This is a genomic window from Parasutterella sp. St.1A3, assembly GCF_059728705.1.
This window is the reverse complement of the sequence record NZ_BAAGFK010000001.1, coordinates 364095-389556: the sequence shown is the minus strand read 5'-3', so window position 1 is coordinate 389556 and position 25462 is coordinate 364095. Positions and strand designations below refer to the sequence as shown.

Annotated in this window: 29 protein-coding genes; 12 read left to right on the top strand and 17 right to left on the bottom strand. The window is 48.6% G+C overall.

From position 1 onward, the window contains the following. Positions 1-57: 57 nt before the first annotated feature. A complete protein-coding gene (locus AC6I1F_RS01815) occupies positions 58-339 on the top strand; it encodes a hypothetical protein (protein ID WP_251569398.1) in 282 nt (93 codons plus the stop codon). Between the two features lie 8 nt (positions 340-347). Continuing rightward, positions 348-1169, top strand: a complete 822-nt coding sequence (locus AC6I1F_RS01810) for a tyrosine-type recombinase/integrase (RefSeq protein WP_289171882.1) — start codon at positions 348-350, stop codon at positions 1167-1169. A gap of 229 nt (positions 1170-1398) precedes the next feature. Here AC6I1F_RS01810 and AC6I1F_RS01805 read toward each other — a convergent pair whose 3' ends face one another. The 3 genes from AC6I1F_RS01805 to AC6I1F_RS01795 all read right to left on the bottom strand — a co-directional run bounded on the left by AC6I1F_RS01805 (position 1399) and on the right by AC6I1F_RS01795 (position 2269). Continuing rightward, a complete protein-coding gene (locus AC6I1F_RS01805) occupies positions 1399-1677 on the bottom strand; it encodes a type II toxin-antitoxin system YafQ family toxin (protein ID WP_251569396.1) in 279 nt (92 codons plus the stop codon). Further along, entirely contained in the window at positions 1670-1936 is a 267-nt protein-coding gene (locus AC6I1F_RS01800; protein ID WP_255453141.1) for a type II toxin-antitoxin system RelB/DinJ family antitoxin, read from the bottom strand. Before AC6I1F_RS01800 ends, AC6I1F_RS01805 begins: the two co-directional genes overlap by 8 nt. Before the next feature lie 99 nt (positions 1937-2035). Continuing rightward, positions 2036-2269: a site-specific integrase gene (locus AC6I1F_RS01795; protein ID WP_289171883.1), complete on the bottom strand. Its 234-nt coding sequence runs from the start codon at positions 2267-2269 to the stop codon at positions 2036-2038. A gap of 34 nt (positions 2270-2303) precedes the next feature. Here AC6I1F_RS01795 and AC6I1F_RS01790 point away from each other — a divergent pair, with 34 nt between their 5' ends. The 3 genes from AC6I1F_RS01790 to AC6I1F_RS01780 all read left to right on the top strand — a co-directional run bounded on the left by AC6I1F_RS01790 (position 2304) and on the right by AC6I1F_RS01780 (position 6012). Continuing rightward, the gene (locus tag AC6I1F_RS01790) at positions 2304-2804 is read left to right on the top strand and encodes a recombinase family protein (RefSeq protein WP_289168797.1); all 501 of its coding nucleotides are present in this window, start codon (positions 2304-2306) and stop codon (positions 2802-2804) included. Between the two features lie 805 nt (positions 2805-3609). Then, positions 3610-5400 (top strand): sensor histidine kinase, encoded by a 1791-nt coding sequence (locus AC6I1F_RS01785; protein ID WP_289171885.1) that lies wholly within the window; start codon positions 3610-3612, stop codon positions 5398-5400. A 6-nt stretch (positions 5401-5406) separates the two neighbouring features. Next, positions 5407-6012 carry a response regulator transcription factor gene (locus AC6I1F_RS01780; protein ID WP_160335045.1) on the top strand — a complete coding sequence of 202 codons (606 nt, stop codon included), beginning with the start codon at positions 5407-5409 and terminating at the stop codon, positions 6010-6012. On the opposite strand, the gene AC6I1F_RS01775 is transcribed toward AC6I1F_RS01780, so the two are convergent. The 4 genes from AC6I1F_RS01775 to AC6I1F_RS01760 all read right to left on the bottom strand — a co-directional run bounded on the left by AC6I1F_RS01775 (position 5983) and on the right by AC6I1F_RS01760 (position 10820). Further along, positions 5983-7371, bottom strand: a complete 1389-nt coding sequence (locus AC6I1F_RS01775; RefSeq protein ID WP_289171886.1) for an FAD-binding protein — start codon at positions 7369-7371, stop codon at positions 5983-5985. The two genes, AC6I1F_RS01780 and AC6I1F_RS01775, sit on opposite strands and share 30 nt — an antisense overlap. Continuing rightward, positions 7364-8845, bottom strand: a complete 1482-nt coding sequence (locus AC6I1F_RS01770; protein ID WP_251569391.1) for an FAD-dependent oxidoreductase — start codon at positions 8843-8845, stop codon at positions 7364-7366. Before AC6I1F_RS01770 ends, AC6I1F_RS01775 begins: the two co-directional genes overlap by 8 nt. Before the next feature lie 31 nt (positions 8846-8876). Beyond that, positions 8877-9224 carry a cytochrome c3 family protein gene (locus AC6I1F_RS01765; RefSeq protein ID WP_160335042.1) on the bottom strand — a complete coding sequence of 116 codons (348 nt, stop codon included), beginning with the start codon at positions 9222-9224 and terminating at the stop codon, positions 8877-8879. Between the two features lie 78 nt (positions 9225-9302). Beyond that, entirely contained in the window at positions 9303-10820 is a 1518-nt protein-coding gene (locus AC6I1F_RS01760) for a flavocytochrome c (RefSeq protein WP_289077081.1), read from the bottom strand. A gap of 516 nt (positions 10821-11336) precedes the next feature. Here AC6I1F_RS01760 and bamE point away from each other — a divergent pair. From bamE to AC6I1F_RS01745, 3 genes are read left to right on the top strand one after another with little or no spacing between them, the layout of a single operon-like run. After that, positions 11337-11777: an outer membrane protein assembly factor BamE domain-containing protein gene (bamE, locus tag AC6I1F_RS01755; protein WP_353956811.1), complete on the top strand. Its 441-nt coding sequence runs from the start codon at positions 11337-11339 to the stop codon at positions 11775-11777. Between the two features lie 7 nt (positions 11778-11784). Continuing rightward, positions 11785-12306 carry a hypothetical protein gene (locus tag AC6I1F_RS01750; protein ID WP_160335039.1) on the top strand — a complete coding sequence of 174 codons (522 nt, stop codon included), beginning with the start codon at positions 11785-11787 and terminating at the stop codon, positions 12304-12306. An 8-nt stretch (positions 12307-12314) separates the two neighbouring features. Beyond that, positions 12315-12734 carry a hypothetical protein gene (locus AC6I1F_RS01745; protein WP_160335038.1) on the top strand — a complete coding sequence of 140 codons (420 nt, stop codon included), beginning with the start codon at positions 12315-12317 and terminating at the stop codon, positions 12732-12734. A gap of 308 nt (positions 12735-13042) precedes the next feature. Here AC6I1F_RS01745 and AC6I1F_RS01740 read toward each other — a convergent pair whose 3' ends face one another. Next, complete coding sequence (locus AC6I1F_RS01740; RefSeq protein ID WP_160335037.1) at positions 13043-13408, bottom strand: hypothetical protein; 366 nt, start codon at positions 13406-13408, stop codon at positions 13043-13045. Between the two features lie 429 nt (positions 13409-13837). Between AC6I1F_RS01740 and AC6I1F_RS01735 the strand changes: the two genes are divergently transcribed. After that, positions 13838-16003 (top strand): flavocytochrome c, encoded by a 2166-nt coding sequence (locus tag AC6I1F_RS01735; RefSeq protein ID WP_289187497.1) that lies wholly within the window; start codon positions 13838-13840, stop codon positions 16001-16003. A gap of 162 nt (positions 16004-16165) precedes the next feature. Here the strand turns inward: AC6I1F_RS01735 and AC6I1F_RS01730 are convergent, their stop codons facing one another. From AC6I1F_RS01730 to AC6I1F_RS01710, 5 genes are all read right to left on the bottom strand, one after another. Further along, the gene (locus tag AC6I1F_RS01730) at positions 16166-16405 is read right to left on the bottom strand and encodes a hypothetical protein (RefSeq protein ID WP_290144133.1); all 240 of its coding nucleotides are present in this window, start codon (positions 16403-16405) and stop codon (positions 16166-16168) included. Between the two features lie 145 nt (positions 16406-16550). Next, positions 16551-16799 carry a hypothetical protein gene (locus AC6I1F_RS01725; RefSeq protein WP_160335645.1) on the bottom strand — a complete coding sequence of 83 codons (249 nt, stop codon included), beginning with the start codon at positions 16797-16799 and terminating at the stop codon, positions 16551-16553. Between the two features lie 28 nt (positions 16800-16827). Further along, complete coding sequence (locus AC6I1F_RS01720) at positions 16828-17085, bottom strand: hypothetical protein (RefSeq protein ID WP_160335646.1); 258 nt, start codon at positions 17083-17085, stop codon at positions 16828-16830. Between the two features lie 28 nt (positions 17086-17113). Further along, positions 17114-17716: a hypothetical protein gene (locus AC6I1F_RS01715; RefSeq protein ID WP_277612573.1), complete on the bottom strand. Its 603-nt coding sequence runs from the start codon at positions 17714-17716 to the stop codon at positions 17114-17116. Positions 17717-17728: 12 nt separating this feature from the next. After that, positions 17729-17953, bottom strand: a complete 225-nt coding sequence (locus tag AC6I1F_RS01710; RefSeq protein ID WP_251569383.1) for a hypothetical protein — start codon at positions 17951-17953, stop codon at positions 17729-17731. A gap of 256 nt (positions 17954-18209) precedes the next feature. On the opposite strand from AC6I1F_RS01710, the gene AC6I1F_RS01705 reads away from it, so the two are divergent. Genes AC6I1F_RS01705 through AC6I1F_RS01695 form a run of 3 tightly spaced genes read left to right on the top strand, consistent with a single transcriptional unit; the run spans position 18210 to position 21939 of the window. Beyond that, entirely contained in the window at positions 18210-19889 is a 1680-nt protein-coding gene (locus tag AC6I1F_RS01705; protein ID WP_289168792.1) for an ammonia-forming cytochrome c nitrite reductase subunit c552, read from the top strand. 59 nt (positions 19890-19948) lie between these two features. Beyond that, positions 19949-21430 carry a MocR-like pyridoxine biosynthesis transcription factor PdxR gene (gene pdxR, locus AC6I1F_RS01700; protein WP_289187416.1) on the top strand — a complete coding sequence of 494 codons (1482 nt, stop codon included), beginning with the start codon at positions 19949-19951 and terminating at the stop codon, positions 21428-21430. Positions 21431-21444: 14 nt separating this feature from the next. Further along, a complete protein-coding gene (locus AC6I1F_RS01695; protein ID WP_251569380.1) occupies positions 21445-21939 on the top strand; it encodes a pyridoxamine 5'-phosphate oxidase family protein in 495 nt (164 codons plus the stop codon). Between the two features lie 132 nt (positions 21940-22071). On the opposite strand, the gene AC6I1F_RS01690 is transcribed toward AC6I1F_RS01695, so the two are convergent. The 4 genes from AC6I1F_RS01690 to AC6I1F_RS01675 all read right to left on the bottom strand — a co-directional run bounded on the left by AC6I1F_RS01690 (position 22072) and on the right by AC6I1F_RS01675 (position 25390). Then, positions 22072-22455, bottom strand: a complete 384-nt coding sequence (locus tag AC6I1F_RS01690; RefSeq protein ID WP_160335651.1) for a YgiW/YdeI family stress tolerance OB fold protein — start codon at positions 22453-22455, stop codon at positions 22072-22074. A 147-nt stretch (positions 22456-22602) separates the two neighbouring features. After that, positions 22603-23769, bottom strand: a complete 1167-nt coding sequence (locus AC6I1F_RS01685; protein WP_289185617.1) for an MFS transporter — start codon at positions 23767-23769, stop codon at positions 22603-22605. Positions 23770-23885: 116 nt separating this feature from the next. Beyond that, positions 23886-24248 (bottom strand): RidA family protein, encoded by a 363-nt coding sequence (locus AC6I1F_RS01680; RefSeq protein WP_160335653.1) that lies wholly within the window; start codon positions 24246-24248, stop codon positions 23886-23888. Then, a complete protein-coding gene (locus AC6I1F_RS01675) occupies positions 24245-25390 on the bottom strand; it encodes an alanine racemase (RefSeq protein ID WP_160335654.1) in 1146 nt (381 codons plus the stop codon). Before AC6I1F_RS01675 ends, AC6I1F_RS01680 begins: the two co-directional genes overlap by 4 nt. Between the last annotated feature and the right edge of the window lie 72 nt (positions 25391-25462).

The window sequence follows — 25462 nt, the reverse complement described above, 5'->3', positions numbered from 1 at the left end:
CTTTTTCTGCTCTGGGCAAGTTCTTTACATCAACAATTTTGTTCTAGGGGAATAAAAATGGCTTCAATTGCTCGCATCCCAAACGGAACATGGAAGGTACAGTTTTACAGAAACGGTACCAAGGCTACAAAAACATTCAAAACCAGAACTGAAGCCAAAAAATTCATGGCCATGTTGGAAATCAGTCCGCAGTCAAGCAGCTCGAAGATCACTTTTTCTCAACTTTTGGAGCAATACATGATGGAGGTCTCGCTCAAAAAGAAAGGAGCAGGCAAAGAATGCCTCCGCATCAAAGCGATCATGCGGCGCCCGATCGCAAATGTTTTTTGTCGGACCTGACTCCAGCCATGATTCAGAAGTCAATACACCAAAGGTTGGAAACACCGTCTCCAAGAGGCGGCACACTGAACCCCGCTTCCGTTCGTCGTGAGTTCGGCATTCTCCGCAGCATTTTCAATTGGGCCGTCAGAATGGAAATGCTCGATAAGCCTCCCACACAAGGGGTTCTTCTTCCAAAAGAGCCTGAAGCTCGCGAGCAGACGGCTTCCAAAAAAGACATTGAACGGTTGCTTTTTTCTTGTGATTGGGACGGGAAAAGTGTCCCTAAAAACAGCACTCAGCTGATAATGCTCACCTTCCTTTTGGCCTGCAAAACAGGGATGCGTGCCGGTGAAACCCTCAACATTGAAGAGAGTTGGATTGACGGCTCGCTCATCCACCTTCCCAAAGAAGCCACAAAAACAAGAGTGAAGCGTGACGTGGCCCTGACAGATTCGGCTCTGCGCCTGCTTCAATTAGCCAGAGCTTATAACCCCGATTCAGAAAGGATTTTCAGCGTGCTGAACGACTATGCAAGGGACGCATTGTTCAGTATGATTCGGGACAAAGCGGACCTTGGCCCCGTAAAGGATTCAAACGGGAAAATAATTTCCGAGGGCTTGCGTTTTCATGACAGCAGAGCAACGTTTGCAACGTGGGCAGCGTCTCCCAACCCGAGAACGGGCGCCCAAAGATTAGACGTGCTGACCCTTGCGAGACAGACGGGTCATAGAAATTTGAAGATGCTTCAGAAGTACTACCGCCCGACCGCCGCAACGATTGTCGAGCGGTTGAACAAGTCAGAAGAGAATGACGAGGACCCGATTTTTTTGACATTCTCTCCGCCCTGAACGACGAAGATTCTCCACTGCGTCAGCAGCTTGCGCTGCCGATCACTTCGGTGGATTCCTGCTGCTGATTCGACGGCGGTCTTTTGGACCGACCCGGATTCACTTGAGCCTGAGCATTTTTCTCAGACTCCCCACAGGGTGACTTCTCCCCGCCCTAATCGGGCGAGGAGAAATCAGTACGCACCCTTCAAATAATTTCGTTGTTTGAGTGTCCTCGATGCTCTGGGGACTAGAACAGGTCACTGTGCGATCCAGTGCGCACAAGAGTAAGAATTAAATTTACTTGATCTGAGTAATAGATCAACAACCAGTCAGGTTGGATATGACATTCTCGAACGTTTTTGTATTTTCGAGAATCTACAAGCTGATGATCTCGATACTTAGCGTCCAAAATTTCGTTATTAATAAGTTTGTCGATAACTATCCGCAGCGCTTCGGGATCAAGCCCCCTTTTCAACGCTCTTTTGTAATCCTTTTTGAACTGCGAACGGTATTTGACTTTAAGCATTTAAGGAATCCATTAGCTCGTCAGTTGTAGAAAACGGGCCAACGAGATCCTTCTCTTCAATGGCTTCATCAATTGCTTTCATGGTTTCCTGTGAAGGTTTTTCAAGCTCTAAGGCAAAAGGAAATCCGTTTCTTCTAATCATCGCTTTTGCAAAAGCATTAATAGCTGCCGAAGGAGAAAGTCCAAGTTCTTCACAAATTCGCGAGAATGCCGTTTTAACGTCTGGATCCATGCGAGCGCTAATCGTTGAGTAAGACATAACAAAACCGTTAATATGTAGTACAAATTACAGCTATTATAGTACAATCATTAAAAAAATAAGTGTCAATCACAACGAAAGAAGTCTGCAAATCGTTTCTCAGATGGCGATAGCCCGGATGTAGTCACGGACTTTATCGAAGCCCCGTCGGTCGTAGCGCTGAGAAGTATTGATCGACGAATGTCCCATTGCCTCTTTCACAATGGAAATGTCCGCTCCGACATCCAGCATTCTTGTCGCAAACGTTCTGCGAAGGTCGTGGGGAGTGAATTTCTCAATTCCAGCGGCCTTTGCCCGTTTTTCAATCATCTTGAAGATGGCCATCGGAGACATTTACTAACTTATAAGCCCTATTGAGAGTTAAATCATGCCAGCCTTCGCATACAAACGAGTTTCTACCGTCGACCAAGCTACTGACCGTCAATTAGCAGATTTAGATATTCACTTTGAGAAAATATTCGAAGACAAGGCCAGCGGGAAGGATACACACCGTCCAGAGCTCGAAAGAATGATCGAGCACCTTCGAGAAGGAGATACGCTTTACATCCATTCTTTAGACCGCTTAGCTCGTAATCTTGTCGATCTTCAAAAGACCGTTGACCTTCTCACCACCAAGGGAGTTGAGATTTACTTTGTTAAAGAAGGTTTAAGCTTCGGAAGAAACAGTCAGCAACCTGCACTAAACAAGCTCATGTTTCAAATGCTCGGAGCTTTCGCAGAGTTTGAACGCAACCTTATCAAAGAACGTCAGCGGGAGGGCATTGAACAGGCGAAAAAAAGCGGTGTATACAAGGGGCGGAAACCGATTGAGATTAAGTTATTTAACCGGACTTGTAAACGGCGGTATGAAAACCACGGAAGCAATTAAACAGACCGGAATTAAACCCGCTACTTATTATCGTTACCTGTCGAAGAATAAGTAGGTTACGTGGTAAGTTACTAAAATTTACATATACACAACTTATTGATTAATAAATATTATTATAGCCCGCCCTGGGCACCAAAACGAATTCTGAGAGACCCCTCAGCTTTACGGGGTTTTTCTTTATCTTCAATAAATACGGGGCGTTAGCCGCTGTAGCTATCCAAGGCTATACGAGACAAGCCAAAAACTTTTGCTATCCTAGATGGTATCTCGGATGGTATCCCTGCTGCTCATCAGAAGAAGCTCTCGAGTCACGACACTTCTTCGAGCAGAAAAAAATCCAAGTTCAGCTGAAGCAGACGCCTGTCTCTTAATTTTCACATTAGCCCATGGCGATATAGGCCTTTACGCATCCTTAGATAAGATAATCGCTGCAGCGATACCCGTATTCTTCATAATCGTTTGTGCATCCTCTAGCCAATACAAAGACGATGACAACTTGATCCGAGCCCCTTCCTAATAGCTCGAAGCCTATCAAGCGCTGCCGTATGGTTTCCTCACCAACCGAAGAATTCACTAAACCGGAAAAGTCAGAGTTTTTGCTCTTTCCGTTTTCTAACCAAATGGTCGGTCTTTTAAATCCGGAGACAGAATAAAAATACTTAATGCTTCCACAGAAGGCCTGTGTACCAATACGAATCGCTTTTTATCTCAATCAAAATAGCGCTTTTTAGCTACAACCTAAAGCTTAGACACGGGATTGCTCGCACCTGGAAAAGCCAATATTCTATAAACTCAGGTGACACAAGTGACTCTCTTAGCTTCGATCAGGCGTCTGGGCCTACCACTCATAATTGCTTCACAAGCTGTTTTTGTGCTGCAGGCTGCCGCGGCCGCCGATGAAGCCGCCATTGTTGTGGCTGTGCAGAACAGCAGCCAAACAGCATTGGAACGCTCATTTGCCAAAGAGACAATACGTTTTCTTTCGGACAGCAACTACGATCGAAGCATCGTCTTCAAAAAACTCCCGCTGGATCAAATAACAAAGCTTGCGCAGGAGCGCAAAATCGACTTCGCTCTGCTCGGACCTGACGCTTACGCGGCAATGGAAATCCATTTCGGCGCACATGCACTGTGCAGCCAGCGCCTGATTTCCGATGAAAGCAAAAAAGTCTCCGGTGCAGCCGTGCTCATTAGCGCAGACAACAAAAACATCAGAGAGCTTTCTGATCTCACCCGCGTCGCTGTCTCAAAAGACGAAAGCCGGGCATTTTTTGTTAAGGCGTTTAAAAGAGAACTCCTGCAGCTCGATTCAGACGCCGACAGAGGCAAAAATATCTCTATCGAGCTCTTCTCTCAGTCAGAAACACAGCTGCTTGATCTTCTTCTAAGCGGTCAAATCTCCGCTCTGCTGCTGCCTGCGGGCGCACTCGAAAAGCTCAAGAGTTCGGATGCATCTGCCGCAAAACTTCTAAAAGTCGTAGGAGAAACCTCTTCCAGTCCAAATTTGGCAAGTTCCTCTTCTTTGTATCCGGGTCTCACTTTCGCGGCCTTCCCGTCCGCAGATTCAGAAACCGCCGCCCGGTTAACGGCTTCGCTGCTTGGAATGCCTACCGCAGACGGCTACGAATGGAGCCTTCCGACAACGTTCGAATTCGTTCATGAGCTTTTGTCCGTGATTCGTGACGCGGACTACTTAAAGCGTCCCGACCAGTCTCTGCTGACACTGCTTAAAGAATACTGGATGTACCTCTGTTTCGCCCTGCTGGCTGTCCTTGCGCTAATTATCCATTCGCTCAGAACAGAGGTTCTGGTTAAGCGAAGAACCGCGCAGCTGACGCTCGCCCTAAAAGAAAGAGAAGCCATGAAAGAAGAAGTCAACGCGTACATCAAACGTTTGGCCTATATGGAACGTATCGGCATGGTCGGCGAGATTTCTTCAATGCTCGCCCACGAGCTTAAGCAGCCGCTTGCAGTGATTCATAACTATGCCCGTGCAATCACTCGAATGCTCGCAAAGGACATCGTTCCTGACAGACCGACAATGAGCTCCGTCATCGACAAAATTGATGATCAGTGCGACAAGGCTGCAAAAATCATCGACCATGTTCGCTCCTACACTAAGGATAAAGAGAAAACGAGGACCGTCTTGGACTTGTCGCTGCTCAGCCTGCTGGCTGTACAAAACTTCAAAATTCTTTTTAATCTTGATGTGCAGCACGAAATTGAGCCGAACGTACGTATTGTCGGCAATCCTTTAGAAGCTGAACTGCTTTTAAACAACCTTTTAAAAAACGCGATGGAAGCGGGAGAGGAAAACTCAGAACCGCAGGTGAAGCTGATCGTCCGCTCAAGCGGCTCTAACGCGTTAATCGAAATCAGCGACAACGGACCTCTTCTAACGGACGAAGAACTCGCCTCTATCGGTGTACCGCTTCAGTCAAGAAAAGCCAACGGTCTTGGACTCGGCCTTGTCATTGTTCAGAGAATCGTCGAATCGGCACGCGGAAAAATCCAATTCCTTAGAAATTCTCCGTGCGGTGTTCGCGTCATCGTGACTTGGCCGTTAAGTCAGAACAATCCTAATGAGAAGGAATAAAAAACTATGAGCGCAAATCCAATGTCAGTTGTCAGAATCGTGGACGACGATGAGGATGTGAGAAATTCACTGAAATTCCTTCTCGAGGCAGAAGGCTGGAAAACGCAAGTTTATGCGAACGCAGACGAATTTCTTGAAAAAGACAATGCCATGATTCCCGGCTGCCTCATTCTAGACATCCGTATGCCGGGGACCTCAGGTTTAATGCTCCAGAATCGGCTGATCGAGGCAGAATACGCGCTGCCGATCATTTTTATTACAGCGTTCGCCGAGGTCGGGACAGCCGTCATGGCGCTGCGCAGAGGCGCTTTGGATTTTCTGACGAAACCGATTAATGACGAACGACTCTTAGAAAGCGTGGAAACCGCTGTCAGCAACGATTGGAAACGCCGCTCCAGTATTGAGCACTCCAAAAAAGCGCATGAACTCGTCAGCCTCTTAACCGTACGAGAGCTCGACGTCGCGCGCCTCGTCGCTGAAGGGCTCAGCAATAAGCAAATCGCAGTCAACCTTGGAATCGCAGAGACAACGGTCAAAGTGCATCGCACCTCAATTTACCGAAAGCTCGAGGTCAAGACTCCGCTAGAAATCTTTAAGCTTCTTGAGCGATAAGAGGTAGTGAGAAGCGCTCTCTGCCGCAGTCCTTCCAAAAACAACCGCCGCAAGCTCCGAGTTGCCCGGCAGGCAGGATTTGCCGTGGACTCCCCCGACTGCTTCTCCGGCCGCGAAAAGCCCCATAATGGGCGAACCCAGCGCGTTCAGAATCTGCGCATGCGGATCTATACGCACGCCGCCAAGAGTCCTCTGCTTCACCAACGTCACTTTGACAAGCATCAGCTTCTCGCTGCCGATCCATTGGGGTAAAGCGGGCGTTTGCCGCTCGTTCATGCGCGTTGCTCGATCGGCATATGCACTAAGGTCCGCAGTCAGTGTCCGCCAGAACTGCTCGGACACAAAACTGAAACTTCCCTCCTGGACGCTTTCGCCTCTGTGCACGCAGACCGCTTCACCGATAGAAAACACTCGCCAGATCGCCTGTGCCTGAGCTTTCGGAAGATTCTCCGTCATACTTGAGGGAAAAAGCGCGTAGGCCGTATGATCAGGAGATGACAGCAGCGCCTCAGTTCGCTCAACGGAGTCAAGACCGGCAGCCAGGAGTCGGCCGTCCCTGCTCACAAGGACGGATGCCTGCGTCGGAAGACGAAGCTGTGTCGGCACGGAGTCATTGAGCACCGTCAGATAATCCAGAAAATCCATTCCTACGCAGCCCGCTCCGTTTCTGACAAGCGCTTTCAGAAAATCCGCGCTGCGGCCGTGCGTCGGATCAATACTCCGCAGTCCTTTATTTCTCGGATCATGAAAGGAGCAGATCCGATCATCGGAAACAAAACCGCCGCAGCATGCAATCACGGACAATGCGCGAACTTCTCTTATTGCACCCGAATTCTCAGCGTACGTTAACTTCCAGACTTCGTCTTTCCGCTCCAATTGTTTGACAGAAGCGGAACATACGCTGTCGACGCCGCCCGCTAAAAGCGCTTTTAATAAACACTCTCTGAATTGAGATAAATCTCTAAAGTAAGCCCCGCGCGGAAATCCCGATCCCGGGAGCTGTACTGTCTTGGGCATAAATTCCGCGCCAAGATTGCGAAGCCAAATCTTCGCATCGTAAGAACGGTAACAGAGTTCACGAACAAGTTCTGGCGAGGCGCGATAACCTGACCTTTCCAGTGTCTGCTGCATAAACAGTTCAGGGGAATCGAATATACCCTGTCGGCCCTGAGCTGCCGGATCAACCGCGTTAATCGCCCCGTCATAGAAGGGTTGTGTCTTTGTGTAAGGAAGCGGTTTTGAGGCGGATTCCAGAAGCAGAACGCGTGTTTTTGGGAAGGCTGCAGCAGAGATCGCCGCACAAACGCCTGCAAGACCTGCGCCTACTACCGCTATATCGTAATAAGCATACTCAGACATCACCCGATACTCCGCTCACCGCACTTCTTCCGGCGATTCTTCCAAAAACATGCGCTTCCGTAATCGCGTTGCCTCCAATTCGATTTGCTCCGTGGATTCCGCCGACGACTTCTCCGCAGGCAAAAAGACCTTTAATCGGAGCTCCTTCCCAATTCATCACACGGCAATACCGATCAATCAGCAGGCCGCCCATTGTGTGATGAATTGCCATATCGCACGAAGCCGCCCAGAACGGCTCCTGTGTAATGGCGTAGCGCATACTCTCTCTGCCGCGTCCGAACTGCCGGTCGTTTCCGCTCGAAACCGATTCGTTGTAATCCTTAATGGTCTTCACAAAAACAGCGGCCGGGATTCTGAGTTTTTCTGCCAATTCCGCGATCGTGCTGCCTCTGAAGACCCTCTGCTTTTTAAGCTCTTCTTCGGCGTTCTCGCGAAATGCGAGCGGACACTGCATATAGCCGTCGTTATCGACAATCACATAAGCGCGCTTATCGGGAAGCGAAAGGACTTTATCGCGAATAACGTCTCTGAACTCATCTTCTCTCACAAAGCGTCTGCCTTTTGCGTCCACAAAAAGCATTCTTTCGGTAAAAACCGCAAAACGAGAGAAGCGTACGGGAGACGGCATACATTCGATGTAATCGCAGCCTGCGGCATAGGCTCCGATCGCGATGGCTTCCAGCATGACCTCTCCGGTGGAACTTGGAGGATTGGTCGTTTCAAGTCCGCGCAGTCTGACGTCGTGCGCCTCGCACAGCGCAGCATTTGCGGCAAATCCGCCGGAAGCGAGAATGAGGGCTTTGCGTGCGCGGATAAATCGAGTTTTAGCTTTCTTGCCGCTCGGACCGGATATGTTCGAGGTCTTAACGCCAAGCACACAATTGTTTTCCGCAATGATTTCGTCCGCGGACTGAGAGTATTGAATTTCGATGCCGCGCTCGAGGCATCGCTCGACCAGAATATCTATATAGCTTTCATTCGGGTCTTGAACCAACGGAATATGTCCCCGCGGGAACATGCCGCCGTAGATTTGCGAGCAATTATCCGCATAGCGAACTCCGTAACCTTCCAGCCAGTGCAGACAGTCAAGCGCCTGAGAGCACAGTATGTGAATCAGCTCCTTGCTGCCCTTTCCGTGCGAGCTTTTAATGGTCTGAGCTTCAAAAAGCTCCAGCGAGTCTTCGATATGCATTGCCCGCTGCCGCTGCGGATCCACCGCGTTGAAGTAGCCGCAGGAGATTCTGGAGGCGCCTCCCGCAAAAGACATTTTTTCCAGAATGAGAATGCTGCGGCATCCAGCCTCATGAGCAGAAAGTGCCGCGGAGAGGCCGGCAGCGCCCGAGCCGACAATAACCACGTCAAAGGACGCGTCCCACCGGTGAGCATCTTTTGCCTGCGCACGAAACACCGGAGCGGCTGAAACTGCTCCGACATAGGTAAAAAACTCTCTGCGGGTGGGATGGCTCAGCGTCATGTTTCATTATCCTAAGCGGGGATAATTTCGCTTATTTAACCTTGAAATCAAAATTATGGCACTGGGCACAATAATTTTCAGGTTCCGCGTGCTGCACGTGGCACAGTGTGCATTCGAGCTGGTTTGAGTAATGGGGCGACGTATGCGGATTCTGAGGTTTCACGTTCTTCGTTTTCTCTACGAGCTCATCCGGATTGTGGCACTTAGTGCACTGGTTAATGTCCGGCGCGGAGATTTCATTTTTCTCTCCGTGGCATGCCGCGCAGGGGACGCCCTTGGCGACATGGCGGTCCGCACCGAACTTTCCTTGCTCGGCTGCCTGAGCGAAACCGGTGAAACACACAGCCAAGAAGCAGCTTAGCAGCATTATTTTTTTCATAGTATCTCCTTAGACAATCGGCCGCAGGGCAATCCCGCGGCCGATTCTGCGACTTAATTCGTTAAGAGTGATGACTTCTTATGATTTAGCGCAGTTTTCACCGGCCATACGACCGAATACGAGGCAGTCGAGAATGGCCACAGAGCCGAGACGAACCGCGCCGTGGACATGTCCGGTCGCTTCGCCCGCCGCGTACAAACCTTTGATGGGCTTGTCGGTTTTAACATCCAGGACTCGGCACTGATCGTCAGTGATAAGACCGCCCATAGAGTGATGAACCTTAGGCTGAAGTTCGCCAATGTAGAAAGGCGCAGTTTCAACCGGAAGCTGTTCATTATTGATGTAGCGGCCCAGAACCGGATCGTTCTTGGACTTCACGTAGCCGTTGAACTCAGCAATGGTCTTCTTCAGCTGTTCAGGATCAATGCCCTGAGCCTTCGCCATGTCATCAATCGTGTCGTACTTCATGACGAGTTTGCGCTCGATCTGCTTATCGAGCATGCCGGGTCGCTGGGCTACAAACGGTTTGATGCCGTTCGCGTCGGCAATAGCGAAGCATTTACGGCCGTTTGCCTGTTCAACCATAATCGCGTCTGCGCGAACTTTACGGTTAGCCAGTTCATTAACAAAGCGCTTGCCGGCGCTGTTGGTCCAAAGACCGTACTCGGCAGCGGCAGTCTGGTTAAACTGCCAGCCGATTCCCATGCCCTTCTCGTGAGGATTGCCCCACGGTCCGCACTGGATCCAATCGTTTTGAGCCTGCATACATCCGATATTGGAGGTTTCTCTCCAAAGCTCTGACGTAGCACCCGGCTGATTTGTTGTATCGAGTGTCGCGTTCAGTTTCGGATCCTGGATTGTTCTGTAGGGAACGTCCGCGGAGAAGCCGCCGTAGCAAAGGACAACGCCCTTATTGGCCTTAATTGACTTCGGTTTTCCGCTGCCCGCTTTCGGGAAGCGGTAGCCCTCGAACACTTCGACGCCCTGAACCCCCTCAGGCGTACGAATGATGCGGTCCACATAAGTTCTTGTGCGGACGGGGATACCAAGTTCTTTGCACTTTTCGAGTTCTTTATTGACGATACCGGCGCCGGAGCCGATCTTAGTCGTCACATAGCGCGGAACGGAATGGCCGCCCTCCTGGCCAATCGCGTCCGGCAGATACTCGACTCCGAGTTCATTAACTGTCCACTCATAGTTGGATAACACACGATCAACCATCTGACGAACTTTCTTCGGATCGTTCATATAGTTGCCGGCGACGAGAATATCTTTTTCCAGAAGTTCTTTAGAGTCCTGGATTTTGTGCATTTTCTGCTGCGGGCAGCCTGTCGCAGTCAGGATGCCGCCGTTAATGATTGAGTTACCGCCGGCCGTAGGCATTTTTTCTAAAACGACAACGTTGGCCCCGGCTTTCTTAGCCTCGATAGCGGCAGCTAGTCCGGCAAAACCGGATCCGATCACGATCACATCAACTGTTTCATCCCATGTCTTTGGCTGCTGAGCGACGGCAGCGGATGCGAAAGAACCGGATGCGACGGCGACAGCGCCGGCCATCGAACCTTTGATGAAAGAGCGGCGAGAAGTATTCTCCATTAATTTCTCCTTGTTTAAGACCTATCAAAAGATAGTGAAATCATTTTAGGATTCCCCTCTCATACGAAAAATAGTTCTATAAGCAAGTGGTTATCGCGTCGCAATGAATATATCCAGTTGATTTATCAGTAATTAATTTATTAGTTAAGCAATACTACCTACGACGTTAGGTGTACTTTACAAAGGGAGGAATCGGGATTTTATCCGAAATATTTTGATCAGTATTTGATCATTTACTTTATAACTTTTTGATTCATAAATAAATGGGTTAATTATATTTAGGGCTAAGTAGCTGAAGAATTCGAAAAATAAAAAAATACTGAAATCCCTTTCTAATTAGGCCGACGCGTAATCGACGAAGACCGCCATGCAAACAGAATTCTCGATAAGAGTCAGTACATTATTCATAACCTATTTTGTTCTTCGATCTTTCACGTTCTTCTTTAACTCTAGCACCGCCACATCTACACCCCTTAATTTGTTTTAAGCGTTTATACGAATTCAAAACTCTTTTACATAGTATCAAAATGTAATAATGTTCAATGGAGGTTATATGGACTCAAAGAAATTACTGGTAATTACAGCTCTAGCTATAGAGAGGGGGGTGTTAGCGGTTGCGCCGTACCCCAACTGCCTTCTCAACAAGCCGAACAACTTACCGTAGCTAAAGCTCAGCGTGAAATTAAAATCGGCATGACATCCGAACAAGTTGTCGAAGCCCTGGGTTCACCTAATATGGTAACAACAGACTCACAGCGCAGGGAAACCTGGGTTTACGACAAAGTTTCTACAAATGTCCAATATTCAAAGAGCAACGGTGGTGTCTGGTTGCTCTTATTCGGTGCAGGCGGCTCTGCTGGATCTCTGTCTCAAAACCAAAGAACTCTCACCATCATCGTTAAATTTAATTCTGACGGCAGAGTAAGAGACTTTGCATATAGAACTTCTTCTTTCTGAGGCCGTCATGAAAAAAACACTATTATCACTTTGCGCAAGCTCTGTGCTTCTTACGGGCTGCACGGTCCATACAGATCATCTTTATGTTCTGAACGAAAATTATCTGCAGGAACGTCAGCAGCAAACAAGGCGATTTGAGACCAAGGACGAGGAACTAATCCTTTCTTCATCCGCTCAGGTCTTGCAGGATCTTGGATTCACCTTAACCGAGAGTGAAACTAAGATGGGCTTGTTAACGGCATCCAAAGAAAGAGACGCCAAAAATGGGGGCCAAATTGCAGGGGCCATTCTTCTAGCCGCCTTAACGGGTGCTCGGATGCCTATGGATACTGTACAAACAATTCACGCCACGGTTGTTTCATCCAAAAGTAAAACTGAAGATGGCTATCTTGTGAGAGCCAAGTTTGCTCGTGTCATATTTAACGACATGGGAGGCGCAAAGATAGAAGTGATTCAGGAGCCGGAGATTTACCAAGAGTTCTTTAATAAGCTCTCGGAGTCCGCCTTCCTCACTGCAAATGATATTTAGGATAAAAAATGAAAAAAATTCTCATCGCCATTGCCGTCGCTTCTTCGCTCTTGACAGGATGTACTACTACTAATCAAGCAGTTTTAGGAACTACAAAATCTCAAGTTGAACTTAGAAGTTTCCAAAGCAGAGCCTTCGACACAACGGATAAAGCTTTTGTCCTGCGTTCAGTAGTTTCTACAATGCAAGACTTAGGCTTCATCATTGATAAAGCCGACACAACATTAGGAACTGTGAGCGGAACAAACTACGTTGTGCCTATCAGTAAGCTGACTGTATCCGTAAGGGATAACAAGGAGAAAAAGCAGATTATAGTGAGAGCCAGCGGACAAGTGGGTGTTAATCCGATCGATACTCCAAAGGCATATCAAAACTTCTTCAATGCTCTTTCTCAGTCATTGTTCCTTGAAGCTCACAATGTAGAGTAAGTTAAAAACTCTTATTCTCTGAATACGGCCCGCTGAGGTAAATCTCCTTCGAATTTTTGCCCCAGCAGGCTTCTTTTGTCTCTGAATTTAGTGAATCCGTAAAGCTATCAAAAGCTCTACCGACCTTCTGAAGATAAGGGGAGGAGCTGTAAGCAGCTTCAGGGTTAGTTTTTACAACCTCGTACAAAACTTCCTGCGCGAAAATCACATTCCAGAATTATTTTTAAAACTTCTTCCAAAGAAAAACACCGCCGGGTTCATTGATTTTTGCGACGGTGTTCTGCAGAGAAAAGAGCTGAAGAAAATAATTAATTCATTCTGTGCGGCGTATCAATTACGTCCGAGATTTCTTCCAGCCCTTTGCACTCGATCTCAATACCGAGCTTTTTGAAGCCTTCTTTTAGGCTTTCAGTAATGACCTGCTGGAGGACCTCGGGCGGAACGTCCTCTGAAAGAGAAAACCCGCCGATAGGAAGAGGCATTGCCTGGCTGCCAAGCTGAGCTTCCGCTTCGGCTACTTCTTCTTCCTTTTTGATTTTTTCAACGGCGTCTCGCAGCAGAAAGGCGCATATACACTGCTCGAGCCAGCTTTTGCGGTCTATCTGCAGCTCGTCAAGAGAGTCAAGCAAACGCTTTTTCAGCTCGTCTTCAATATCAAAAACAATCTTTGCCATTTCTAAATCTGTCTATGCGAAGGAGGATGAGTCTAACAACAAAGGCGCTCCAACAGTGAGCATTTTGTTAACGATAGTAGTTACTCTCTTTATTCTAAAGAACAAGCCTAAGAATTTAGGCCTGTCGACCGCTGATTGCCTGTTCAGGAAAGATGCTGCACCTATCACTTTTAATTTCTTAATCGAGCCCATAGTCTCTTAAAACGCTTCTAGCTCATCTGCACTCGGCTCGTAGCACAAAAGCAACTTCGCAAACTAAAAATTTTAAAATCATTCGCAAACGACGATTAACCTTTTTATGCGATTATCCAAGAAATTGAAACCTTACCTCAGGAATTGTCTGTTTATTTACCCTGCTTTCAAAGCAGCGTGTTAAGTCTAGAATAAATCTAACCCTATGATTAACAATAGAGTATTCAAGGAGAACTTATGAAACTTACAACACTTGCACTTTCAATTAGCGCCGCCATTTGTTCGACTGCAGCTTTTGCCTACACACCCGGAACCTACACCGCTTCCATCGCCGGACAGAACGGTCCGGTCACCGTCGAAGTCCAGACTTCTGCGGATAAAATTCTTTCCGTTAAAGTGCTCAAGCAGCAGGAAACTGAAGGCATCGGCTCTAAAGCTGTCGTACAGCTTCCGAAGGAAATCATGACCGCTCAGTCTGCCGACGTACAGGCTGTTGCCGGCGCCTCTGTCACATCTGCCGCCATTAAGAAAGCTGTTCAGGAATGCCTTGACAAAGCCAGCGGCAAAAAAGCCGCTCCGGTCTCGTTAAAGAACGGCGTCTTCGAAGGCCAAGCATACGGCAACAACGGCTGGCTCAATGTTGAAGTGACCATCAAAGACAACAAGATCACCGATATCAAGACACCCGGACAGCGTGAAACACGCTTCCTTGGCGACACTGCGATTAAGACCATCGGTAAAGATGTTATCGAATACCAGACTCTGAACGTGGACAATGTCGCAGGCGCAACCGTCACCAGCACCGCATTCAAGACAGCCATCGGACAGGCAATTGAAAAGGCAGGCGGCAATATCGCCAACTTCCAGAAACCGGTTCCTGAAAAAATTAAAAAAGTCGCAGGCTCCATTAAAGATCATGCCGACCTGATTATTGTCGGTGCGGGCGGCGCAGGTTTATCCGCAGCGGTAACCGCGAAAGATCTCGGCGTTAAGAATGTTCTCGTAATCGAGAAGATGCCGGTTGTCGGCGGCAACACGCTCCGCTGCGCATCCGCTTTCAACGCGGCTGATCCGGAACGCCAGAAAACGCTTCCGATGACGGATACACTCAAAGACGCCATTGTAAAAGCGATCAGCGAAAAACCGGCCAGCGAAGAACACAAACAGTTAATGGCTGACGTTAAAGCCAAGTACGAAGCCTACTTAAAGAGCGGTTCCAAAACACTCTTTGACTGTCCGGAATGGCATGCGCTTCAGACCTATAACGGCGGCGACAAAGTCGGCAAGATTCCTCTGATTCGCGAGTACGCCAACAACGTTCTCGACACGCTGCACTGGATGCAGTCCAAAGGCGCTCCTGTTATGGATCGCGTCAGCCAAGGCGCGGGCGCGCTTTGGCAGCGTACGCATCAGCTTGATGCTCCGGCGGGGCTCGGCTTAATTTCTCCGCTGTATGACAACGCTGTCAAGCAGAATGTCCGCTTTAAACTCGGCCTGAGAGTCAATGACGTCATCATCAATGACAAAGGCCGCGTCATTGGCGTCACCGCCACTGATAAAGTCGGCAACAAGTACGAAATCACCTCCAAGGACGGTGTCATTCTTGCAACCGGCGGCTACTCTCAGAATAAAGAGATGCGCCAGAAGTCTGCTCCGCACCTTACACCTGATATGGTCTCCACCAATCAGCCGGGTGCAACCGGCGACGGCATTATCATCGCGACCAAACACGGCGCAGATACAACCGGCATGAATTATGTTCAGGTCTATCCGCTTGCCACACCGGGTACCGGCGCTCTTCAGGGCCGCGCCCGCAAGATGAGCGGTCTTGATGATGTCATTGACGTCAATAAGAACGGTGAGCGCTTCGTTAAGGAAGACGCCAGACGAGATGAGTTCGTTGCCGCCATTAAGAAGCAGCCTGACGCGATCTGCTACGACATCAATGACTCTTCCATTGTTAAGCCGCTCAACAGCTTCAATGAAGACGTTGAAACTCTCGTCAAGATCGGCCGCATTTATAAAGCCGATACACTTGCGGATCTGGCAAAGCAGCTGGGTATGCCTGCTGACAAACTGGAAGCGACTGTTGCGGAATTCAACAAGATGGTCGAAGCCAAGAACGATCCGAAGTTCGGCCGCAAGCTGTTTGACCGACAGATTATTAAACCGCCGTTCTACGCGACACCGCGCGCTCCTTCCATCCACCACACGATGGGCGGTCTGATGATTTCTCCGAACGCTCAGGTTTTGGATAAGAACGGCAAACCGATCCCCGGACTCTTTGCTGCCGGCGAAGTTACGGGCGGCATCCACGGTTCTAACCGTCTCGGCGGAAACGCCACTGCGGACGTCTTAACCTTTGGGCGCATTGCCGCTAAAAGCGCTGTTTCGCAGAAATAGAAGTTAGTTGACGAAGGCCCGCTTTCACGCGGGCCTCTTATTTGGCTGTATGGCTCTCAGAGTTAATACAATAATTTCAGCGCTGCCGTCCTCAAAGTCTATGAAGCTCAGCTCGTGTGCTTTTGATCTTTCAAGCTTTCATTAGAGATCGAAGGACATTAGCTAAAGTCTGAATTTTTGCTGGTCCAAATCCAGCTGTTCCGAAAGGTTTTTTAGATCGATAAGCATGTCGTTGACGCTCATAAGCGTACTCTCAGGCACATCTGTCACTTCAGAAATCAATTCGATAGGCATCTTCGACTCATGCTGCAGCAGCTTTACTGCCTCCTCCATTCGGTACTTGACTAACCGCTTTTGCGCTTCCGCCCATCCTTCTATCCAGCCCATTATCCAGCCTTTCATCCAACCTTCCAGCCACGCCCTTTCATAAATATCCAACTCAATACCTTAACATTTTCTGCAGACGTCTTCTATGCTGTCACAGGAATTCTCTATTTCGCGCAGAACTTCGCTTTTCATTCTTGGAACCTCCTAAACAGGAGACCTTTCACGAACAAGAAAGATTTTTCTTAATTTCTCGGAGCTGCTCTATAGACAATCCGCTCACTTCAGCAATCGCTTCAAGTGACATCTGTCCGAGCCGAATCAACTTTGCAGCCACCTCCGTTTGAGCTTGTGCCCAACCTTCGGCCCAAGCTTCTTCAGCTATCTCCAGTTCAACACCTGAAAGTTCGCGGCCGCTTATTCCTGTTTCTTTAAATAAACGCATGCGTTCTGCCAGAGTATCTTTTTGCATTCTTTGAACCTTTTAATCCGAAAGGCGTCTAGGTCGGATGTGAAAGATTTTTCTTAATTTCTCGGAGTCGCTCTATGGGCAAGTCGACTACTTCAGCAATCGCTTCAAGCGGCATCTGCCCGAGTCGAATCAACTTTGCAGCCATCTCCGCTTGAACTTGTGCCCAACCTTCGGCCCGACCTTTGGCCCAAGCTTCTTCAGCCATCTCCAGTTCAATACCTGAAAGTTCACGCTCGCCTTCTCTTATCTCACGACGTAGACGATCTGACCATGTTTCTTTTTGCACTCTTTGGATCCCTTAAAGCGGAGAACGTCTAGACAGAAAGAGACAGATTCGACTTAATTTCTCGTAGCTGCTCTATAGGCAATCCGCTCACTTCCGCAATCGCTTCAAGTGACATCTGTCCGAGCAGAATCAACTTTGCGGCCATGTCCGTTTTAGCTTCTTCCAGACCTTCCTGCCGACCTTCTTCCAGACCTTCTTGCCGACCTCCTTCCCAATTACTTTCAGCTATATCCAGTTCAATACCCGAAAGTTCGCGCTGGCCCATTTTTGTCTCTTTAAAGAGGCGCATGCGTTCTGCCAAAGTTTCGTTTTTCATCTCGTCAGCTCCTTTACAAGAAAAATCATGCATTAGTTTGCCGATAGGATCTTCACCGCGATATTCACCATTTACAAAAATTATTTGCGTTCCATCTCTGAAATGAGTATTGTCCTGAACGCAGATCCTCTCAATTTGATACGCGGGCAATCCTTTTCTTTTGAAGTCTTTCTCTGTAATAAATATCACGTAACACTCATTCAGAGATGAAAAATCACTGTTCTTTTCCAAACTGTTCGTATCAAGCAGCGCAGAATGGTAACGTGCGCGCCTTTCCAAATTACTCGAAACGACGCGTTGAACCTCGATGTTGATATGATTCCCTTGTTAATCCACGGCCAATGCATCGAGCCTCACTGTTCTTTTATCCAGTGCATTAAGGTTTTTCTGAACCTCGACTTTCTTGACTTTAACCAGCGGATACCCTAACTGCTTGAAAATTTCGTGAATCACAACCTCTATACATTGCGGTTGATCTTTGAAAAAAACTTCAAAAAAGATATCGTCCATCAGACGAACGTTTTCGATATATCTCCGGGCTGATTTTTTCATTTTCGTTATGTCTTAATTTTATCGGCAGAGGCAGAAGAAAGGAAGGGTAAATTATTTTTAATAAGCTCAATAAGATAGGACTTTAATAAAACTTATCGTCTGCTCCGGTAAGACAAAAAACGTCAAAACAGCATTTGTTTGTTCGCAGAGAAACAATCTCAGGACAAACCCAAGTGGACTGCTGAAACAGTCATAAAGTGGACTGCTCTTCAAAAAGATTGTTTTGGAAAATGAAGTCAATCTTAAGGAGACAAAAATGAAAACAGCAAAAATACCCAGCTTGCTTTTATTAAGCCTCAGTTTGTTTTCGCTTTCCGCTGTCGCCGCGGACACCCTGCCTGCAAAAGACCCGGTTAACACAGACCAGTGCTTCGGATGTCATGCCTCAGCAATTAAAACGCTTTCAACAAGAGGCGCCCACAAGAACGTCAACTGCGTCACCTGCCATGACATTCCTAAGGAGCATATGAGCGCTCCAAGTAAAGAGAATCGGCCGACGACTCACTTTGAATACGCAGCATGCGGACAGTGCCACACTGAGCAGCACAAAGACATCATGGACCCGAAATATCACTATGAGTGGGCCCTGAAGAACACGCCGCCTACTTATGCTCAATTCCGAGATCTCACCGGCGACAACTCATTCCGTGATGTTCAGTTCAGGCTGCCGAGATTCCATTCCAGCATCGTGACCGACCTTGCCAACGTCCGCTCTGACGGAAGATATCAGTACAAAAAGTACACCGATCTTTCCAAGCCCGGCGCTCCGCTCTGGGAAGCACTCACTGACACCCGCCCCGAGGAAGGTGACAAGATCAAACCCTCCAAGACGCTTTCACTCACATGGCGTCCGCAAAAGGGCCGCGAAATCATGGGCCGCTCGGACTGCTTAAAGTGCAAGACGAATGACAACATGCTCGATTACGCATACCTCGGAAAGAGAGATCCGAAAGCGCCCTTAGCGTTCGACGATCCGGACCACAAGGTACTTAAGACTGTCAACAACAGCTTTAACTGTATTACCTGCCACGATCCTCACTCAGCTGAACCGCGCATTGTGTTCGATCATCTGATCGAGGCTATGTCTCATAAAGACTTTAAGGATTCCAACTATCAGAAAAACGTCGGCAAAACCGGTTACCCGAAGATTGAAGTCATCGAAATGGGTGTACGCGGATACCCGAGAAAGATTGCGATTCTTGATAAGGCAAACTCTAATTACATGTGCGGACAGTGCCATCAGGGCCACAACCGTTCGGAAACTTTCTACAAGGACAGCGACGGCTCTTTAGCGCATGAAAAGAACGCGATCGACAGAAACGGATGGTCCGTCGGTACGTATTTTGCCGGCAATCCGCTGGAGCGCTGGAATCTGGTTCGCGGCCTCGGTCTTTATAACGGAATCGATAAAGCGACCGGAGTTAAGACTGTTTCCACCGACCACTACCATATGGAAACTGTTGTTGCATCCAAGCACGGCCAAGCAGGCGTCGGATGTACAGACTGCCATTTCGCTAAGAAAGAAAACGGCACTCTCGAGCATCAGCCGAGTCTTCCGACCCTGAAGTATAAGAACACCTGCGCTCGTTCCGACTGCCATGGCAATCCGAACGGAGATAACTGGAGTGAAGGACAGGCCGCTTATATGGTCGCCACAATTCAGCAGCGCTACCGCATCCATAAGGAAAGATTAGAGCGCTACGGTTTGGCAGCTCGCGACCTCCTTATCAAGGCTAAAGTCGGTGAAGTTAAAATTCCGGACGACCAGTACAAGAAACTTCAGGACGCTTACAGTCTCTATCTGCACACCACCGGTTTCTACTTCTCTGATTACTCCAAAGGCGTACACGATCCTTCGGGATTTGAAGAAACATCTTCATACGTCATCAAGAACCTGAGAACGGCAACTGCAGAAGCTCAAAAAGCCGTAAAGTAAATCGATAACTCGTGTCGAGACCGGACGTTTGTCCGGTCTCATGCTTTTACAATTTCGATATGGCAAACAAAGTGCACCCGAGACTCGCTTCTCTGTCTTTAGACAGAAGCGAGAATTCAGAACCTCTGTCCGAGCAGCTTTACAAAGCGATATGCTCGCTCATTGAGTCCGGCAATCTGCTTGCAAATGATCCGCTGCCCTCCAGCAGGCAGCTTAGCGATCTGCTCGACGTATCCCGAAGCACGGTTTCGCATGTATACAAGCAGCTTACTGAAGAAGGTTTGATCAATTCGCGCAAAGGAAGCGGCACTTTTGTTTCCGAAACAGCAGACGCGCTCACCGAACTCTCTACTGACAGCGCAAATGCACACTCCCCTCTTCGTTTGGCCGAACTTCCAGCTTCTGCCAGAGTCGCTTCCGACGCAAGAAGTTTCAGCGTTCAGAAAAATCTGCCTTTTGCAGTTATCGCACCCGACCACGAAAGTCTGCCCGGGAAAAATTGGACCACTATTGTCAGCCGCATATCCAGAAGTCCCTGGCTGCACAACGACTATTGTGAACCGGGCGGTTTCATGCCTTATAAGGAAGCCGTCGCAGACTATCTCCGCAGATTTCGCGGCATCTCCTGCAGCGCGGATCAGGTCATTGCGACAACCGGCATTCAGCAGGCGCTCGATTTATGCGCCTCTGTCCTCTTCAAAGCTTCGGACTTAGTGGCAGTCGAAGATCCTTACTTCCAGCCGCATGTGAACCTGCTTGAATTCCGCGGTTTGAAGCCCGTACCGATTCCCGTCACTCAGGACGGCATAGACACTGACTGCTTGGAAAAACACAGCGACATCAGAGGCGTACTTGTGACGCCGTGCCACCAATACCCGCTCGGTTATGTCTTCTCCTCCCAAACAAGGGAAAAGCTCCTGGACTGGGCCGCCAAAAACTCGGCTTGGATAATAGAAGACGATTACGACAGCGAACTGCGTTACGGCAAGAAACCACACCCGGCGCTCGCGTCTTTGGACCAAAATGAATGCTGTATCTATTTAGGCAGTTTCACAAAAGTCATTTATCCGGGCTTCAACATGGGTTATATGGTCGTACCAAAGCCGCTGATCCGAGTATTTGAAGGCGCGAAATTTTTGACAGACCGACACTCGAGCGAAGTTCATCAATGTATCTTGGCAGAATTCATTGAAAGAGGCTTCTACGATTCGCACGTCAGACGCCTTAAAACTATGTATGAAAAGCGCAGACAGGCTCTGGTCCGATCAATCGGCCGACTCCTTGGCCGCTATGGCAGTATTGAAGGGGAAAATGAAGGTACGCATGTGACATTCCTTTTTAACCACCCCGTCAACGACATTGAAATCTGCAGATTTCTTGACGAAAAGTATCGAATCGAAGCTCGTCCTCTTTCTGAGTGCTATCGACTGGCAAATTCTCGAAGCGGTCTTATCCTTGGCTATGCGCACTTCACGGAAGATGAGCTTCGGGAAGCGGTTTCAAGACTGCGGGACGGCTTGGAAGTGTTTTTTAATCGGTAAGAGAGGGAAAGATAATGCGAAAGGAATTAGTGAGAACCAAACAGACTCTGTCAGAAGAGAAAACTCAGGAAATACTCAGGGACGGCGTGTACGGAGTGCTTGCGCTGAACGGAGACGACGGATACCTTTACAGTGTGCCTCTGTCCTACGTCCTTTATGACGGGGGCATTTATTTCCACGGATCGCCGCGCGGCTACAAGCATGACTGCTTTGCCAAAACAAAGAAAACGAGTTTTTCGATTGTGGAACAAAGTGAAGTGGTTCCAAAGCTTCGCGCGAATAATTACAAGAGCGTGACGGTATGGGGAACACTCGAACCGGTCACGGACCTAAATGAAAAACTGGAAGCCCTGCGCGCAATGGCGGACAAATACAGCAAAGGAGTCGAAGACAATGAGGAAGAGATTCAGCATTCACTTCAATATGTCTTTATGATGAAACTTGTGCCCGAATGCATCACCGGAAAAGAGGCTGACGAAGAGGTTCGCAGAACCGGCAAACTCGGCTAAGTACACAAGCGCTGCTTCGTAAATATCAAAGGCTCCGAAGCTTATTATCGCTGCGGAGCCTTCGCATTCCGCCGCCAGAACCCGTGGATGCGGCGGATTTGCGGAAAAATCAGATGTCTCGACTGTTAAGGTTTAGTCAACAACGTCCAGTGTATAAACATCGACCGTGTCAGGCTGAGCCATATCGGGTCTGACTTCACCCTGAATCTTTACCGGAGTGTTGGCGTTGACAACCTGACCGACAAAAACTTCATCGGGGATGTTGACGACAACTTCACCGGTCTTATCCTGGAAAACATATGTTTCACCGGCGATTCCTCTGACCAGGTTCCCGTCAAGTTCGACTAACTGGAACGGTGCCGCGTCTTCTTTGATTTCGCTGACCGTATGATCGACAGGGCCGCTTCCGTTGAACCAGCCGTTGTACTCATCATTTTCCATATTGTTAGCCTGTGCAGCTCCGCAGCTCAATGCGAAAGCACCGGCGAGAACGCATAGTAATTTGTTCATCTTCATAACTGTCTCCTTTATCAAGACAGTTTGAATTCTAATGGTTAATACCTATTTAAATTTGCAACATTTAACCTAATTTGGTTATTGTTGCAAATCATACAAACAGTTACATGAGCCGTCACAAAGGATGTGACACATGAAAAAGAACCACTAGTCGCCAGCTAAATCATTCCTATTGCTGCTGCGCCAAACAAAGTAAAACAGGACCGATGACACAAATCCCAGGAGCAAAGAAGGAAGCGCGCATTCGGACGCGATACCGCTCACGTCGATCGCGACTCCGCCTAAATAAGCTCCGATCGCGTTGGCGCCGTTGTAAGCGATCTGTCCCAAAGCGGCAATAATGACCTTGGCGTCGCCCGCCCCTTTAATCACCAGCGCTTGCATGGGACCTGCGATAAAGAAATACCCGAAAGCCGCAAGAGACATCATAAATATCGAAGTGATTTCATCGCGGGAAAGGAAATAAGCGCCGAGCGCTGCGAAAGCAATCAAAAGCTGACCAGAGAAGACGAGCGTCTCATCGTTAAAATGCTTTGTGAGCGGCGCCGATACGACATTGCCCACAAACATTGACAGGCCTGCCAGCGCAATCACCGGAGTCATCATCGAAGCAGGCAGTCCTGAGACTTTACTCATAATCGGATCGACATAAGAGTAATAAGCATAGAAGCCGCCGCTTCCGATCGCGATGCCGGCAAGAATGATCCACGGATGCGGATAACGAAGCGGCTGAATCAATTCCTTTAACGTTTTTTTCTGTACCGGAAGGCTTGGCAACCAGTAAATCAGCGCCGCAATTAAGAGAAGCGACAGCGCGGCAATCGTCATAAAAATAATCCGCCAGCTGAAGGCATATCCGATCCACGAGCCAAGCGGCACGCCGACGAGATTTGCGCTCGTCTGACCCAGCACCATCAGCGTAATATCACGCGCCGATTCGCCTTCTGCTGCGAGCCGCTGGGCGGCCACCGCGCCAAGCGCAAAGAAAATTCCGTGAGGAGAGCCGGAAATAAACCGTGCGGCAAGCATCATATAGTCGTTCTGAGCCAAGGCCGCCGACGCGTTGCCAACCAAAATTAAAACGGCCGCCGCAAGCAGCGTGTACTTTAGATTTACGCTGCGGGCAAAAACAAGAAGCACGATAATGCCAGCGCAGACGCCTGCGGCGTAAGCAGAAATATACAGACCCGCCTGAGGAATGGAGACATGCAGAGAATGAGCGACATCCGTCAGGACAGGAACAATGCCAAGTTCAGCCACACCTAGGCAGAATGTGCCGATGCACAGAGCTGCAATATGTTTATTAAGTTTCATAGAGGCTAAATCCTTTGTCAGTAACGATACTTTAAATATCGTTCGGGCTGCCTCTATAAAAATTCAGCCCAAATTCGGAAAGAATTCGGGCCTAAACCAAAAGGATAAAACCGAAGTTAAACTGCCGCCATCAACTCAACTTCCAAGCGATAGCCAAAGTGAAGTTCCTTTACCGGAACGACAACTCGGGCGGGTTTGTGCGCACCAAATCTTTCCGCGTAGAGCGCATTAATTTCCGGCCAGTCCTTCAGATCAGCAATGTAAATTCTGCAGTTAACCACTTGATTGAGATCACTGCCGCATTCGCTGAGGATTTTCTCAATCACATCAAACACAGCCTTGAACTGAGCCTTCACACTGTCTTCCGGTTTTACACCCATAGGCAGAATTCCGGAAAGATAAGCCGCACCGTTAAAAACGACGGCATGAGAATAGTGCCCGTTGGGGGCGGGAAGATCTGAAACAATTATTTCTTTCATAAAGAGAGCTCCTTAGGCTGCCAACCGTAAATACGGTTCCAAATAGCGTCAATTTTGCCGTCTTTGACAACGAAGTACTGAGGATGCTGAGCGGCCATCGCGCATGCATGATTCGGCAGAATACGAAGGCGAGTACCGACCGGGAAATCTTTCGGATCAATCAGAGAACCGTCGCGGCGAACAATGATGCCGTGTTCCTGATTGGCGGATCCGACAATCAGATCGTCATAGATCTTTCCGCTGATATCGCAGACAACGCCGTAGCCCTGGTCAACCGCCTGAGCGGAAGTCCCTCTGTCGCGCGACATGGACATCCATCCGCCGTCTGTGATAACCCAGCCTTTCTCTTTCTGATGTCCGATCACTTCAACCAGCAGAGAAAGCGCGATCTGCTCCTTCGTGCAGACGCCTAGTCCGGCCATAACCAAATCAAAAAGACAGTAAACGCCGCATCTCACCTCGGTGACGCCTTCCCAAGATTTAGCAAACACTGCGGTCGGCGTAGAACCGGCTGAAATGATGCGGCATTCAAAGCCTGCTTTTTTCAGTCGATCGGCGCAGCGCACCAGGGAGTCTCTTTCATTTTCCTGAGCTTTCTGACAGGCTTGCTCGCCGACACACTTATAGGAGTCTCCCGCATGCGTCAAAATACCGGCGAAATAAGCTTCGCCTTTGATCGCACGGGCAATTTCAATAAGATCATCCGAGTCGGGCTTAACACCGGAGCGATGGCCGTCGCAGTCGATTTCAATCAGCACTGGGCACGGAACTTTCTTCTGATCGCAGTATTGACTGAACATAACGGCCGTCTCGACATTATCGAGAATAACCTTTACATCGCAGCCCGCACTTCTGAGCGCAAGCACGCGATCAAATTTCCCAAGGCTGATGCCGACCGCGTAAATGAGATCATTAACGCCGTGCGCGAAAAAATACTCTGCTTCAGCAAGCGTGGAAACAGTGGCCGGACCTGAGGCAGAGGTCATCTGGGCCTTTGCGAAGTTAATGCTTTTACCTGTTTTTAAATGCGGCCGAAGCTGCACGCCAAGGCGGCTGCATTTGTCTTTCATAAATTCGCAGTTTGCCGTGAATTTATTCAAATCCAACAAAAGGGCCGGGGTCTGAATGGTATTGAGGTCCATAGATTTTTATCCTTCCGCACTTAGAAAAAAGGTCGGAAACTCCGGCCTCTCAGATAGTCCGTACAGCTATTG